The sequence below is a fragment of the Pseudohaliea sp. genome (genome assembly GCF_054552115.1).
In genome coordinates, this window is the sequence record NZ_JBTOLW010000047.1 from 1 (window position 1) to 15,628 (window position 15,628).

Annotated in this window: 12 protein-coding genes; all 12 read right to left on the reverse strand. The window is 64.6% G+C overall.

Annotation, left to right across the window (positions count from 1 at the left end):
- The coding region (locus ACX93N_RS15770) for a GTP-binding protein (RefSeq protein ID WP_459429262.1) at window positions 1-142 on the reverse strand (142 nt) is incomplete at its 3' end.
- A gap of 45 nt (window positions 143-187) precedes the next feature.
- A complete protein-coding gene (gene fusA, locus ACX93N_RS15775) occupies window positions 188-2,293 on the reverse strand; it encodes an elongation factor G (RefSeq protein WP_459429398.1) in 2,106 nt (701 codons plus the stop codon).
- 37 nt (window positions 2,294-2,330) lie between these two features.
- Window positions 2,331-2,801, reverse strand: coding sequence for a 30S ribosomal protein S7 (rpsG, locus tag ACX93N_RS15780; protein WP_459429399.1), 471 nt, complete (start codon window positions 2,799-2,801; stop codon window positions 2,331-2,333).
- Window positions 2,802-2,954: 153 nt separating this feature from the next.
- Window positions 2,955-3,326, reverse strand: a complete 372-nt coding sequence (gene rpsL, locus ACX93N_RS15785; protein WP_035518018.1) for a 30S ribosomal protein S12 — start codon at window positions 3,324-3,326, stop codon at window positions 2,955-2,957.
- 186 nt (window positions 3,327-3,512) lie between these two features.
- On the reverse strand, window positions 3,513-7,739 hold the full coding sequence (gene rpoC, locus ACX93N_RS15790) for a DNA-directed RNA polymerase subunit beta' (RefSeq protein ID WP_459429400.1): 4,227 nt from the start codon (window positions 7,737-7,739) through the stop codon (window positions 3,513-3,515).
- A gap of 72 nt (window positions 7,740-7,811) precedes the next feature.
- Window positions 7,812-11,885 carry a DNA-directed RNA polymerase subunit beta gene (gene rpoB, locus ACX93N_RS15795; protein ID WP_459429401.1) on the reverse strand — a complete coding sequence of 1,358 codons (4,074 nt, stop codon included), beginning with the start codon at window positions 11,883-11,885 and terminating at the stop codon, window positions 7,812-7,814.
- 176 nt (window positions 11,886-12,061) lie between these two features.
- Window positions 12,062-12,445, reverse strand: a complete 384-nt coding sequence (gene rplL / locus ACX93N_RS15800; RefSeq protein ID WP_459429402.1) for a 50S ribosomal protein L7/L12 — start codon at window positions 12,443-12,445, stop codon at window positions 12,062-12,064.
- 39 nt (window positions 12,446-12,484) lie between these two features.
- Window positions 12,485-13,018 carry a 50S ribosomal protein L10 gene (rplJ, locus tag ACX93N_RS15805; protein ID WP_459429403.1) on the reverse strand — a complete coding sequence of 178 codons (534 nt, stop codon included), beginning with the start codon at window positions 13,016-13,018 and terminating at the stop codon, window positions 12,485-12,487.
- Window positions 13,019-13,356: 338 nt separating this feature from the next.
- Complete coding sequence (rplA, locus tag ACX93N_RS15810; RefSeq protein ID WP_459429404.1) at window positions 13,357-14,052, reverse strand: 50S ribosomal protein L1; 696 nt, start codon at window positions 14,050-14,052, stop codon at window positions 13,357-13,359.
- A gap of 1 nt (window position 14,053) precedes the next feature.
- Complete coding sequence (gene rplK / locus ACX93N_RS15815; RefSeq protein WP_459429405.1) at window positions 14,054-14,488, reverse strand: 50S ribosomal protein L11; 435 nt, start codon at window positions 14,486-14,488, stop codon at window positions 14,054-14,056.
- A 119-nt stretch (window positions 14,489-14,607) separates the two neighbouring features.
- Complete coding sequence (nusG, locus tag ACX93N_RS15820) at window positions 14,608-15,141, reverse strand: transcription termination/antitermination protein NusG (RefSeq protein ID WP_459429406.1); 534 nt, start codon at window positions 15,139-15,141, stop codon at window positions 14,608-14,610.
- Between the two features lie 14 nt (window positions 15,142-15,155).
- Complete coding sequence (gene secE / locus ACX93N_RS15825) at window positions 15,156-15,518, reverse strand: preprotein translocase subunit SecE (protein ID WP_350034458.1); 363 nt, start codon at window positions 15,516-15,518, stop codon at window positions 15,156-15,158.
- Window positions 15,519-15,628 lie beyond the last annotated feature (110 nt).

Here is a 15,628-nt window from a genome sequence, read left to right on the forward strand (position 1 = left end):
CAAAGGCAACGGCCGCTCCGCCCCAGACTTCCGCGCAAACCCGCGTCAGCGCCGCCGTCAGCGTCGTCTTGCCGTGGTCCACGTGACCGATGGTGCCCACGTTGACGTGGGGCTTGTCGCGCTCAAAAGTTTCCTTTCCCACTTTGAATCACCTCTTCAAACAAAAAATCAGTATCGAAAAAAGCCGTCAGGACTTGTTCTTGGCGACGATCTCTTCCGCAATGTTGTTCGGCGCCTCGGCGTACTTCCCGAACTCCATCGTGTAGGTGGCCCGGCCCTGGGTCGCACTGCGCAGGTCCGTCGCGTAGCCGAACATCTCGGCCAGCGGCACCTCGGCGTTCACCACCTTGCCGGCGGGCGTCTCGTCCATACCGGCGATGAGGCCTCGGCGGCGGTTCAGGTCGCCGACCACGTCGCCCATGTTCTCTTCCGGGGTGACGACCTCCACCTTCATGACCGGCTCGAGAAGCACGGCGCCACCCTTCTGCGCCAGCTGCTTCGTGGCCATGGAGGCGGCGATCTTGAACGCCATCTCGTTGGAGTCCACGTCGTGGTAGGAGCCGTCGTACAGGGTGGCTTTCAGGCCCAGCAGCGGATAGCCGGCGAGCACGCCGTTCTGCATCTGCTCCTCGATGCCCTTCTGTACCGCCGGGATGTATTCCTTGGGCACGACGCCGCCGACGATCTCGTTGACGAACTCGAGGCCCTCGGCGTCCGCATCCTCGCCCGGCTCGAAGCGTACCCAGACGTGGCCGTACTGGCCGCGGCCGCCGGACTGGCGAACGAACTTGCCTTCGATCTCGGTCGTGTTGCGGATCGCCTCGCGGTAGGCCACCTGAGGCTTGCCGATGTTGGCTTCCACGTTGAACTCGCGGCGCATCCGGTCGACGATGATATCCAGGTGCAGTTCGCCCATGCCGGAGATGATGGTCTGCCCCGTTTCCTCGTCGGTCTTCACGCGGAAGGACGGGTCCTCCTGCGCCAGCTTGCCGAGGGCGATGCCCATCTTCTCCTGGTCGGCCTTGGACTTCGGCTCCACGGCCACGGAGATCACCGGCTCCGGGAACTCCATGCGCTCGAGGACGATCGGGTGCTCCTGGGCGCAGAGGGTGTCACCGGTGGTGACGTCCTTGAGGCCCACGGCCGCGGCGATGTCGCCGGCCAGCACTTCCTTGATCTCCTCGCGGGAGTTGGAGTGCATCTGCACCATGCGGCCGACGCGCTCCTTCTTGCTCTTCACGGAGTTGTAGACCGCGGTGCCACTCTCCAGCTTGCCGGAATACACCCGGAAGAAGGTCAGCGTGCCCACGAAGGGGTCCGTGGCAATCTTGAACGCCAGGGCGGCGAAGGGGGCATTGTCGTCGGCTTCCCGGGTTTCGACGGTCTCGCCGTCGTCCAGGGTGCCCTCGATGGCCTTCACCTCGGTCGGCGCCGGCAGGAACTCGATCACTGCATCGAGCATGGCCTGTACGCCCTTGTTCTTGAAGGCGGAGCCGCCAAGCACGGGGACGATCTCGTTGGCGATGGTGCGCGCACGGATGCCCTGCTTGATCTCTTCCTCGCTGAGCTCACCCTCCTCGAGGTACTTCTCCATGAGCTCTTCCGTGGCTTCGGCCGCGGCTTCCATCATGTACTCACGCATCTCGGCGACCTGGTCGGCGATATCCGCGGGGATCTCGCCGTACTCGTAGGTCATGCCCATGTCGTCCTCGTTCCAGAGGATGGCCTTGTTCTTGATGAGGTCGATGACGCCCTTGAACTCGTCCTCGGCACCGATGGTCATCTGAAGCGGCACGGCATTGGCGCCCAGGCGCTCCCTGAGTTGCTCCACCACCCAGGTAAAGTTGGCGCCGGCGCGGTCCATCTTGTTGACGAAGACCATGCGCGGTACTTCGTACTTGTTGGCCTGGCGCCAGACCGTCTCGGTCTGCGGCTGCACGCCGGAGGACCCGCAGAGCACGACCACGGCACCGTCGAGGACCCGCAGGGAGCGCTCCACCTCGATGGTGAAGTCAACGTGCCCGGGGGTGTCGATGATGTTGATGCGGTGCTGGTCGAACTGCTGGTCCATGCCCTGCCAGAAACAGGTCGTAGCGGCAGAAGTGATGGTGATACCCCGCTCCTGCTCCTGCTCCATCCAGTCCATGACAGCCGCGCCGTCGTGCACCTCGCCGATCTTGTGCGAAAGGCCGGTGTAGAACAGCACGCGCTCGGTGGTCGTCGTCTTGCCGGCGTCCACGTGCGCACAGATACCGATGTTGCGGTACCGGGCTATCGGTGTTTTACGAGCCACAATGTAATCCCCATTAACAGGTTGTCGGGCGGTTGTTTCAGAACCGGTAGTGCGAGAAGGCCTTGTTCGCCTCGGCCATGCGGTGCACGTCCTCGCGCTTGCGCACGGCGTTGCCCTTGCCCTGGGAGGCGTCGATGATCTCGCCGGCCAGGCGCTGGCGCATGGACTTTTCACCGCGGTTGCGGGCGTGCTCCACCAGCCAGCGCATGGACAGGGCCACGCGGCGGGAGGGGCGCACCTCGACGGGCACCTGGTAGGTGGCGCCGCCGACCCGGCGGGACTTCACCTCCACCATGGGCGCGATGTTCTCGAGGGCCTCGTCGAAAACCTCGATCGGGTCCCGGCTCAGGCGTTCGTTGACCAGGTCAAGGGCACCGTAGACGATGCCTTCGGCCACGGACTTCTTGCCGCTGACCATGACGTGGTTCATGAATTTTGCCAGCGTGGCGTTCCCGTACTTGGGATCGGGCAGCACCTCGCGCTTGGCGACGACTCTTCTTCTCGGCATGAGTAGTACCTTCTCTCTTCAGGTTACCCGGACACCGACCTGCCACTTGCGGGGGAGGCAGGGGTCCGGCCTTACTGCAGTGTTGACTGCTTTCTTTACTGCTACTGCTTTGGTGCCTTCGGGGCGGCCGGATTCAGCGCGGCCCCGGCAGCATTACTTCGGACGCTTGGCGCCGTACTTCGAACGGCCCTGGCGGCGGTCTGAAACGCCGGAGGTGTCGAGGCTGCCACGCACCGTGTGATAGCGAACGCCCGGCAGGTCCTTGACCCGGCCGCCGCGAATCAGCACGACGCTGTGCTCTTGAAGGTTGTGGCCTTCACCGCCGATGTAGGAGGAAACCTCGTACCCGTTGGTGAGCCGCACCCGGCAGACCTTGCGCAGGGCAGAGTTCGGCTTCTTCGGCGTGGTGGTGTACACCCGGGTGCACACGCCGCGCCGCTGCGGACAGGCCTGGAGGGCCGGCACGTCGCTCTTCTCGACCTTGCGCTTCCTAGGCTTACGAACCAGTTGGTTGATCGTTGCCATTACTGTCTGTTACTCCCAAAATTCCGTGATGGGCACTAGCGCCCCCGATCCCGTAAGCCACCGCGGCGCGGTCGCTTTGGGAGGACGAGCGAGACCACCCCCAAAAGAGGAGGCGGCATTCTATAGACGCCCCGGCGGGGCGTCAAGCGGCCCTTGCGGGCACAGGAGCCGGGCGGAGCGGCGAAGCTACTCGCCGTGCCCCCCTTCCTGCAGCGCTTCGGAAAGCGCGGCCTCGATGTCCTGGGCGGACACGGAAAACTCCTCGGCTTCCTGGCGCTTGCGCTTGCGTTCCTCGTGGTAGGTCAGGCCCGTCCCCGCGGGGATCAGGCGGCCGACGACCACGTTCTCCTTCAGGCCGCGCAGGTAATCGCGCTTGCCGGTGACCGCCGCTTCCGTGAGGACGCGGGTGGTCTCCTGGAAGGACGCCGCGGAGATGAAGCTCTCCGTGGCCAGGGACGCCTTGGTGATACCCAGCAGTTCGCGCTCGCAGGTGGCCGGCACCTTGCCCTCGGCGAGGAGACGCTCGTTCTCCTCGAGGAAGGCGACGTACTCGATCTGCTCGCCCTTGATGAACTCCGAGTCACCGGCGGACGTGATCACGACCTTGCGCAGCATCTGGCGAACGATCACCTCGATGTGCTTGTCGTTGATCTTCACACCCTGGAGGCGATAAACCTCCTGGATCTCGTTGACGATGTACTTCGCCAGCGCCTCGATGCCCTGCAGGCGGAGGATGTCGTGGGGACTGAGCGGCCCCTCGGAGATCATCTCGCCCTTCTCCACGGACTCACCCTCGAAGATCGACAGGTTGCGCCACTTCGGGATCAGCGCCTCGTAGTGATCCGATCCGTCGGGCAGCGGCTTGCCGTCCGTGGGCGTGATCACCAGCCGGCGCTTGCCCTTGGTCTCCTTGCCGAAGCTGACGGTGCCGGAAATCTCCGCGAGGATGGCCGGCTCCTTCGGCTTGCGCGCCTCGAAGAGATCAGCCACGCGGGGCAGACCACCGGTGATATCCCGGGTCTTGGAGCCCTCCTGCGGGATCCGGGCGATAACGTCACCGACCTCCACCCGGATGCCGTCCTCGATACCCACCAGGGCACCGGGCGGCAGGAAGTAGTGCGCGGGCACGTTGGTCTCCGCCAGGCACAGCTCCTCGCCGTTGTCGTCCACCAGGGTGATGGCGGGACGGATGTCCTTGCCCGCGGCCGGGCGCTCGGAAGCATCCATGACCTCGATGCTGGACAGGCCGGTGAGCTCGTCCGTCTGGCGCTTGATGGTGATGCCCTCGTCCATGCCGGAGAACTTCACCGTACCGGCCACCTCGGTGATGATCGGGTGGGTGTGCGGGTCCCAGCTGGCGACCACGTCACCGGCGCTGACCTCGGCGTTGTCCGCCACCTTGATGATGGCGCCATAGGGCAGCTTGTAGCGCTCGCGCTCGCGGCCCATCCGATCGAGGATCGACAGCTCGCCGGAGCGGGAAACGGCAATCAGGTTGTCATCCTGGCGTTCCACGACCTTCACATTGTGCAGGCGCACGGTACCGTCGTTGATGATCTGGATGTTGTCCTGGGCGGTAGCCCGGCTCGCGGCCCCGCCGATGTGGAAGGTCCGCATGGTGAGCTGGGTACCCGGCTCACCGATGGACTGGGCCGCGACCACGCCGATGGCCTCGCCGTTGTTGACCTTGTGGCCGCGGGCGAGATCCCGGCCGTAGCAGGCCGAGCAGATACCGTGGCGCGTCTCGCAGGTGATCGGCGAGCGCACTTCCACCTCGTCGATCCCCATCTCTTCGAGGCGGCGGATCCACAGCTCGTCGAGCATGGTCCCGGCGGTGACGGCGATCTCGTCGTCCGTACCCGGCTTGATCACGTCGCGGGCGACGATACGGCCGAGAACCCGGTCACCCAGGGACTCGATGATGTCGCCGCCATCGATGACCGGCGTCATGAGCAGGCCGCGGTCCGTGCCGCAGTCTTCTTCCGTCACCACCAGGTCCTGGGCGACATCGACGAGGCGACGGGTCAGGTAGCCGGAGTTGGCCGTCTTCAGGGCCGTGTCCGCCAGGCCCTTGCGGGCGCCGTGGGTCGAGATGAAGTACTGCAGTACGTTCAGGCCCTCGCGGAAGTTCGCGGTGATCGGCGTCTCGATGATGGAGCCGTCGGGCTTGGCCATGAGGCCGCGCATACCCGCGAGCTGGCGGATCTGCGCCGGTGAACCCCGGGCGCCGGAGTCGGCGTAGATGAAGACCGAGTTGAAGGAGGCCTGCCCCTCTTCCTCACCCTCGCGGTTCACCACCTGCTCCTTGGAGAGGCCTTCCATCATCGACTTGGACACCAGGTCGTTGGCCCGGGACCAGATGTCGATGACCTTGTTGTACTTCTCGCCCGCGGTAACGAGGCCGGCGGCGAACTGGTCCTCGATCTCCTTCACCTCGGCTTCAGCGCTGTCGATGATGCGCGTCTTCTCCTCCGGGATCTCGAAGTCGTTGACGCCGATGGAGGCGCCGGAGCGGGTGGAGAAATCGTAACCCATGTACATGAGCTGGTCCGCGAAGATCACGGTGGCCTTCAGGCCCACGGCCCGGTAGCACTGGTTGATGATCTGCGAGATGGCGCGCTTCGCCATGGGCTGATCGACCATGGCGAAGGCGATGCCCTCCGGCACGATCTCCCAGAGCAGGGCGCGGCCCACGGTGGTGTCGGCGAGGAAGTCGCGGGACTCACGCTCACCATCGTCACCGATGACCGTCTCGCTGATGCGCACCTTGACCCGCGCCTGCAGGTGAACCTGGCCGGCGTAGTAGGCCCGGTGCACCTCGGCCACGCTGGTGAAAGCCCGGCCCTCGCCCCTGGCGTTGATGCGCTCGCGGGTCATGTAGTAAAGGCCCAGCACCACGTCCTGGGATGGGACGATGATCGGCTCGCCGTTCGCCGGGGACAGGATGTTGTTGGTGGACATCATCAGCGCCCGGGCCTCGAGCTGCGCCTCCAGGGTCAGGGGCACGTGCACGGCCATCTGGTCGCCGTCAAAGTCCGCGTTGTAGGCGGCGCAGACCAGCGGGTGCAGCTGGATGGCCTTGCCCTCGATGAGCACCGGCTCAAAGGCCTGGATGCCCAGCCGGTGCAGCGTCGGGGCGCGGTTCAGGAGCACCGGATGTTCGCGGATCACCTCCGCAAGAATGTCCCACACTTCCGGCGGTTCGCGCTCGACCATCTTCTTGGCGGCCTTGATGGTGGTCGCCAGGCCCCGGGCTTCGAGCTTGCCGAAGATGAAGGGCTTGAACAGCTCCAGGGCCATCTTCTTGGGCAGGCCGCACTGGTGCAGCCTCAGCGTCGGACCGACCACGATCACGGAGCGGCCGGAGTAATCCACGCGCTTGCCGAGGAGGTTCTGGCGGAAGCGGCCCTGCTTGCCCTTGATCATGTCGGCCAGGGACTTCAGGGGGCGCTTGTTGGAGCCCGTGATCGCGCGGCCGCGGCGGCCGTTATCGAGCAGCGCGTCCACGGCTTCCTGCAGCATGCGCTTCTCGTTGCGCACGATGATATCCGGCGCATTCAGGTCCAGCAGCCGCTTCAGGCGGTTGTTGCGGTTGATCACCCGGCGGTACAGGTCGTTGAGGTCCGAGGTCGCGAAGCGGCCGCCGTCGAGCGGCACCAGCGGACGCAGGTCCGGCGGCAGCACCGGCAGCGCGTTCAGCACCATCCACTCCGGCTTGTTGCCGGAGTTGGCAAAGGCCTCGAGCAGCTTCAGGCGCTTGGACAGCTTCTTGATCTTCGTCTCGGAATTCGTCTGCGGGATTTCCTCGCGCAGCTGGGCGATCTCACCGTCGATGTCGATCTGCTTCATGAGATCCTGAACGGCCTCGGCACCCATCTTCGCCGTGAACTCGTCGCCGAACTCCTCCATCGCCTCGTAGTACTGCTCGTCGGTGAGCAGCTGGGCGTGCTCAAGGGTGGTCATGCCCGGGTCGGTGACGATGTAGGACTCGAAATAGAGCACGCGCTCGATGTCGCGCAGCGTCATGTCCAGCAGCAGCCCGATGCGCGAAGGCAGGGACTTCAGGAACCAGATGTGGGCGACCGGGCTGGCGAGCTCAATGTGGCCCATGCGCTCCCGGCGCACCTTGGCGAGGGCGACTTCGACACCGCACTTCTCGCAGATCACGCCGCGGTGCTTCAGGCGCTTGTACTTGCCGCAGAGGCATTCGTAATCCTTCACCGGGCCGAAGATCTTCGCGCAGAAGAGACCATCGCGCTCCGGTTTGAAGGTGCGATAGTTGATCGTTTCCGGCTTCTTGACTTCGCCGTAGGACCACGAGCGGATCATGTCCGCGGACGCGAGGCCGATGCGGATGGAGTCAAATTCTTCCGTGTGTCCCTGGGACTTGAGCAGATTCAGTAAGTCTTTCAAGGCCTATCCTCCAAGAGGTGTTGCGGGCGGGGAGGCGCGGCTCGCGCCTCCCGGTCCCTGTCCATTCGCGGTCTAGTCGTTCTCCAGCTCGATATCGATACCGAGGGAGCGGATTTCCTTGACCAGCACGTTGAAGGACTCGGGCATGCCCGGCTCCATGCGATGGTCCCCATCGACGATGTTCTTGTACATCTTGGTCCGGCCCGCCACGTCGTCGGACTTGACCGTGAGCATCTCCTGCAGCGTGTAGGCGGCGCCATAGGCCTCGAGGGCCCAGACCTCCATTTCGCCGAAGCGCTGGCCACCGAACTGCGCCTTGCCGCCCAGCGGCTGCTGGGTAACGAGGCTGTAGGAGCCCGTGGAACGCGCGTGCATCTTGTCGTCCACGAGGTGGTTCAGCTTGAGCATGTACATGTAGCCCACGGTTACCGGGCGGTCGAAGGCATCGCCGCTGCGGCCGTCGTAGAGCGTGAACTGGCCGCTCTCCGGCATGTCCGCGAGCTTCAGCAGGGCCTTGATGGAGTCCTCCTGGGCACCGTCGAACACCGGCGTGGCCATGGGCACGCCGCCGGAGAGGTTCTTCGCCAGGGCGAGGACCTCGTCATCGGTGAGCTCGCCGAAGTTCTCCGGACGGCCCGCGCCGTTGTTGTAGATCGAGTCGAGGAACTTGCGGATCTCCGCCGCCTTGCGCTGCTCCTGGACCATCAGGTTGATCTTTTCACCGAGGCCCTTGGCCGCCATGCCGAGGTGCGTCTCGAGGATCTGGCCCACGTTCATGCGCGACGGCACGCCGAGCGGGTTGAGCACGATGTCCACCGGCTCGCCGTTCTCGTCGAACGGCATGTCCTCCACGGGCATGATCACGGAGATCACGCCCTTGTTGCCGTGCCGGCCGGCCATCTTGTCGCCCGGCTGGATGCGGCGCTTGACCGCGAGGTAGACCTTGACGATCTTGAGCACGCCCGGGGCGAGATCGTCGCCGCTCTGCAGCTTGCGCTTCTTGTCCTCGAAGCGCTCCTCGAGGAGCTTGTTCTGCTCCTCCAGCTGCCGGGCCGCGGAGGCCAGAGCGTCGTTCAGGTCGCTGTCAGACAGCTTGAGCTTCAGCATCTGCTCCCGGTCGAGCTCGCCCAGGACCTTCTCGGAAAGGGTCGTGCCCTTGGCGAGGTTGCCGCCGCTGACCGTCTTCTTGCCCTTGAGAAGGTTTGCGAGGCGCGCAAAGGTCGCCTCCTCGAAGATGCGGTACTCCTCCTTGAGGTCCTTGCGGAACTCGTCGAGCTGCATCTTCTCGATCTGCTGGGCTCGGGCGTCCTTCTCGAGGCCGTCCCGGGTGAAGACCTGCACATCGATCACCGTACCCTTGGTGCTGGACGGCACGCGCAGAGAGGTGTCCTTCACGTCCGAGGCCTTCTCGCCGAAGATCGCGCGCAGCAGCTTTTCCTCGGGGGTAAGCTGGGTCTCGCCCTTCGGCGTGACCTTGCCCACGAGGATATCGCCGGCGTCCACCTCGGCACCGATGTAGACGATGCCGGACTCGTCGAGCTTGGCCAGGGCGCTCTCGCCGACGTTCGGGATGTCGGAGGAGATCTCTTCCGGACCCAGCTTCGTGTCGCGGGCGATACAGGTAAGCTCCTGGATGTGGATGGTCGTGAAGCGGTCCTCCTTCACCACCCGCTCGGAGACGAGGATGGAATCCTCGAAGTTGTAGCCGTTCCAGGGCATGAACGCGATGCGCATGTTCTGGCCAAGCGCCAGTTCGCCCATGTCGATGGACGGCCCGTCGGCCAGGATGTCACCGCGCTCCACCCGGTCACCGCGGCTCACGATCGGCCGCTGGTTGATGCAGGTGTTCTGATTCGAACGCGTGTACTTCGTCAGGTTGTAGATATCCACCGGCGCCTCGTCGGGACCGACGTCCGCGTCGTCCACGCGCACCACGATGCGGCTGGCGTCGACGGAATCGATGACACCGTTGCGGCGCGCAACCACGCAGACACCGGAGTCACCGGCGACGAACCGCTCCATGCCCGTGCCCACCAGGGGCTTCTCGCTGCGCAGCGTCGGTACCGCCTGGCGCTGCATGTTCGAGCCCATGAGGGCGCGGTTGGCGTCGTCGTGCTCGAGGAAGGGGATCAGGGCCGCGGCCACGGAGACCACCTGCTGCGGGGACACGTCCATGTAGTCAACGCGCTCCGGCGGCATGAGGTTGAACTCATTCATGTGCCGCACAGTGATCAGGTCGTCGACGAAGCGGTTGTCGTCGTCGAGGCTCGCCGAGGCCTGGGCGATCACGTGCTCCGCTTCGTTGATGGCCGACAGGTACTCGATCTCGTCGGTCACCTGGCCATCGACCACGCGGCGGTAGGGGCTCTCGAGGAAGCCGTACTCGTTGGTGCGGGCATAGACCGCCAGCGAGTTGATCAGGCCGATGTTGGGCCCTTCCGGCGTCTCGATGGGGCAGACCCGGCCGTAATGGGTGGGGTGCACGTCGCGCACCTCGAAGCCCGCGCGCTCGCGGGTCAGGCCACCCGGGCCGAGGGCCGAAACGCGGCGCTTGTGGGTCACTTCCGAGAGCGGGTTGTTCTGGTCCATGAACTGGGATAGCTGGCTGGAACCGAAGAACTCCTTCACCGCCGCCGAGACCGGCTTGGCGTTGATCAGGTCCTGCGGCATGAGCCCTTCGCTCTCGGCCATGGACAGGCGTTCCTTTACGGCGCGCTCGACGCGCACCAGGCCTACGCGGAACTGGTTCTCGGCCATCTCGCCGACGCTGCGGATGCGCCGGTTGCCGAGGTGGTCGATGTCGTCGACCATGCCCTTGCCGTTGCGGATACCGATGAGCGTCTCGAGCACCGCGACGATATCCTCACGGGAGAGGATGCCGCTGCCGGTGATTTCCTCGCGGCCCAGGCGGCGGTTGAACTTCATGCGGCCGACGGCGGAGAGGTCATAGCGGTCCGGCGAGAAGAACAGGTTCTGGAACAGGTTCTCCGCGGACTCCTTCGTCGGCGGCTCGCCCGGGCGCATCATGCGGTAGATTTCCACCAGCGCCTCGAGCTCCGTGCGCGTCGGGTCCTGGCGCAGGGTCTCGGAGATGAACGGGCCGCAGTCGAGTTCGTTCGTGTACAGCGTATCGATCTGGCTGACGCCGGCGGCCTCGAGCTTCGCCAGCACTTCCTCGGAAATCTCGGTATTGCACTCCACCAGTACTTCGCCGGTCTTCTCATCGACGATGTTCTTCGCCAGCGCGCGGCCGAAGAGGTACTCCCGGGGGATCTCCAGCTCGCTCATGCTGGCCTTTTCCAGCTCCCGGATGTGGCGCTGGGTAATACGGCGGCCCTGCTCCACGACGACCTTGCGGCCGATCTTGATGTCGAAGGACGCGACATCACCGCGCAGGCGCTCGGGGATCAGCGCCATGCGGTAGACACCGTCCCCGTCGACGGTGAAGGTGTTCACGTCGAAGAACATGTCGAGAATTTCCTCGGACTCGTAGCCGAGGGCGCGCAGCAGGATCGTCGCCGGCAGTTTGCGGCGGCGGTCGATACGGGCGTAGACCAGGTCCTTCGGGTCGAACTCGAAATCCAGCCAGGAGCCGCGATAGGGGATAATCCGCGCTGAGTACAGGAGCTTGCCCGAGGAGTGGGTCTTGCCCTTGTCGTGATCGAAGAAGACACCCGGGGAGCGGTGCAGCTGGGACACGATCACGCGCTCGGTACCGTTGATGACAAAGGTACCGTTCTCGGTCATCAGGGGAATCTCCCCCATGTAGACTTCCTGCTCCTTGATATCCTTGATCGTCTTGTTGGCGCTTTCCTTGTCGTAGATGATCAGGCGCACCTTGACCCGCAGGGCGCAGGAATAGGTGACCCCGCGGAGCTGGCACTCGGCGACGTCGAAAACCGGCGTGCCCAGGCGATAGTCCACGTACTCCAGCGCGGCGTTGCCGCTATAGGACACGATGGGGAAGACGCTCTTGAACGCAGCGTGCAGGCCGTAATCGTCGCGCTCGTCAGCGGGAATGCCCTGCTGGGTGAACTTGCGATAGGAATCGAGTTGAATCGCGAGCAGGTACGGCACGTCCATGACCTTGGGCAGGTTCCCAAAGTGCTTGCGAATGCGTTTCTTCTCAGTGTATGAGTAAGCCATCAGTACTCCCCAGCATTGTATGCCCCGGACGCAGCTGCCGTCCGCCAGCCCGGAGTCGGGCTATCAACAGGCGGCAGCGCCGCCCATAAATCCTTCCCGCAGAAGCGGGAAAAGGCCGGCGGGCACAGCGCCCACCAGCCTTTCGAGTGCCCGGCCGTGCCGGACAAACACCAGCCTTACTTGAGCTCGACGGTGCCGCCGGCTTCTTCAAGCTGCTTCTTGATGTCTTCGGCTTCTTCCTTGGAAGCGCCTTCCTTGACCGCGGACGGCGCGCCGTCGACGAGGCCCTTGGCTTCCTTCAGACCGAGGCCCGTTACAGCGCGGACAACCTTGATCACGTTGACCTTCTTCTCGCCGGCAGACGTCAGCATGACATCGAACTCGGTCTGCTCTTCCGCGGCGGCGCCACCGGCGTCACCACCGGCCGCTGCCGGCGCTGCGGCAACGGCCGCTGCGGCGGTCACGCCGAACTTCTCTTCCATGGCGTCGATGAGCTCGACCACTTCCATCACGCTCATTTCGGCGATGGCTTCCAGAATGTCGTCTTTGGACATACCCATTGTGCTTACTCCTGTTTACGGTAACTTTGAGATTCCGGCTCAGGCCGCGGCTTGTTCTTTCTGCTCGCGGACCGCAGCCAGTGTGCGCACCAGTTTTCCAGGCACTTCGTTCATGGTCCGTGCCAGCTTCGTTACCGGCGCCTTCATCACGCTCATGAGCATGGCGAGGGCTTCGTCGCGCGTCGGTAGCTTGGCCAGCACGTCCAGTTGTTCCGCACCCAGCATCTGGCCACTCACCGCCAACGCCTTCACCTCGAACTGGTTGTTCTCCTTGGCGAATTCCTTGAACAGGCGCGCTGCCGCACCCGGGTCTTCCATGGAAAACCCGAACAGGGACGGACCTACCAGCGCATCGGTGACGCACTCGTATTCCGTGCCCTCGAAGGCGCGCTTGGCCAGGGTGTTCCGCACGACGCGGAGGGTCACCTTGTTCTCGCGCGCTTCCTTGCGCAGGGCCGTCATCCCGTCGACAGACACGCCGCGCGCGTCTGCGATGACGAGGGACAGGGCGTTGGTGGCGGTCTCATTGACTTCGGCGACGATCGCCTTCTTGTCTTCGAGTGCAATTGCCACTGGTCTTTACTCCTGGTTTGCTTGCAATTTTCTTGCAAAGGTCACCGCCATCCTCTGCGACGACCACGTTCGCGGTGAACGGATCCACCATCTGCGTAGGCCGGGCAGGGCCCGTTTAGGCCGCGCGCTCACGCGCGCCGCACCTACGGTCTTTGATGGCCTTCAGTTCATGGCGAGGGACGCATCCCGGGCGCATCGTCCAAAGACCTCAAAGCAGGCCGGCGCGACACTCACTCAGCTTCCGTGGGTGTCCTGCCGGCCGTCAGCGCCGCCCTCCCTGGCGGCGCCCGTTACCGGGGCGCTTCCGCGCCCGCGGCCACAGATCGATTACAGCTCGCTTACAGCTCGATAGACGCCTGATCGATGGTCACACCCGGCCCCATGGTCGTGGACAGGGTGACCTTCTTCATGTAGACGCCCTTGGCAGCCGCCGGCTTCGCCTTCTTCAGGTCCGCCAGGACGGCCTCGAGGTTGCCCCTGATCGCATCCAGCTCGAAGCTGATCTTGCCGATGCCGCCGTGGATGATGCCGTTCTTGTCCGTGCGGAAACGCATCTGGCCGGACTTGGCATTCTTCACGGCCGTCTCGACGTCCGGCGTAACGGTGCCGGTCTTCGGGTTCGGCATCAGGCCGCGGGGGCCGAGGAGCTGGCCCAGCTGACCGACGACGCGCATGGCATCGGGGGAAGCCACGACGACGTCGAAATCCATCATGCCGCCCTTGATTTCTTCGGCGAGCTCTTCCATGCCGACGAAATCGGCACCGGCGGCCTTCGCCTTCTCGGCGTTCTCACCCTGGCTGAATACGGCGACGCGGACATCGGTACCGGTGCCGTGCGGCAGGGTCGTGGCGCCGCGGACCGCCTGGTCCGACTTGCGGGCATCCACGCCGAGCTTGACCGCCACTTCCACGGTCTCGTTGAACTTTGCCGTCGACAGCTCCTTGAGCAGGGCTACCGCTTCCTCGAGCGGGTAGGCCCGGTTGCGGTCGACTTTTTCACGGTACGCGCGCAGGCGCTTGGAAAGCTTGGCCATCTCAGTTCACCCCCTCAACGTCGAGACCCGAGGAACGGGCGCTGCCGGCAATCGTGCGCACCGCCGCATCCATGTCGGCTGCCGTGAGGTCCGGCCACTTCTGCTGGGCGACCTCTTCGAGCTGGGCGCGGGTAACCTTGCCCACCTTCTTCGTGTTCGGCTCACCGGACCCCTTGCTGATACCCGCGACCTTGCGCAGGAGCACCGACGCCGGCGGCGTCTTCTTGATGAAGGTGAAGGAGCGGTCGTTGTAAACCGTGATCACCACGGGGATCGGCAGACCGGGCTCGGTGCCCTGGGTCTCGGCGTTGAACGCCTTGCAGAACTCCATGATGTTGACGCCGTGCTGGCCGAGCGCCGGGCCCACGGGCGGGCTCGGGTTGGCCTGGCCGGCCGGCACCTGCAGCTTGATATAAGCTTCGACTTTCTTTGCCATTGTTTACCTTCTCCCGGGTACAAGCGCCGCCCGGGGCCCTGCGGGCCTGGCTGGCTCCCCATTGGGACGGCCGGGGCCGTCCGTTCCAAAAGCGGCGGAGCCTGCCCCGCCGCGCCTGCTCAGGCCTTTTCGACCTGGCTGAATTCCAGCTCCACCGGGGTGGAACGACCGAAGATCAACACCGCCACGTTGAGACGGTTCTTCTCGTAGTTGACCTCTTCGACGACGCCGTTGAAGTCGTTGAAGGGGCCGTCGATCACGCGGACCATCTCGCCCGGCTCGAAGAGCGTCTTCGGCTTCGGCGCTTCCGTGCCCTCCTCGATGCGGTTAAGGATGGCGTTCGCCTCGGCCTCGCTGATCGGCGCCGGCGCGTCGGCCTTGCCGCCGATGAAGCCGAGCACCCGGGGCGTTTCCTTCACCAGGTGCCAGGTGTCATCGTCGAGCTCCATCTGCACCAGCACGTAGCCGGGAAAGAACTTGCGCTCGCTGCGCCGCTTCTGGCCGCCGCGCATCTCCACGACTTCCTCCGTCGGCACCAGGACCTCGCCGAAGCGGTCCTGCATCCCGTGCAGCTCGACCCGCTCCTTGAGGCTTGCGGCCACCTTTTTCTCGTAACCGGAGTAGGCGTGTACGACGTACCAGCGCATTGCCATCGGCAGCTTCTCTCCTAACCTATAACCAGTGACACGAGCCAACCCAGGAAGGAGTCGAGCCCCCAGAGGATCAGCGCCACCACGAGCACGAACGCGACCACGATCAGCGTGGTCTGCACCGTCTCCTGGCGGGTCGGCCAGACCACCTTGCGGATCTCCGTGCGCGAACCCTTCACCAGGGACCAGAACGCCGCCCCCTTGGCCGTCTGCAGGGCCACGAAGCCGGCCATGGCCGCCAGCACGAGGATGCCCAGTACGCGGTAGAGCAGCGACTCGTTGGCGAAGTAGCTGTTGCCCACCACGGCAACCGCGACCAGCGCAAAGACGACGATCCACTTCAGGGCGTCAAAGCGACTGGCTGGCGTTTCCACACTCATTCACACTTCCTTTCCGACCCGCTCGCGTGCGGATCACACCTGCCACTAGTGGCAGGCCAGGAGGGACTCGAACCCCCAACCTGCGGTTTTGGAGACCGCTGCTCTGCCAA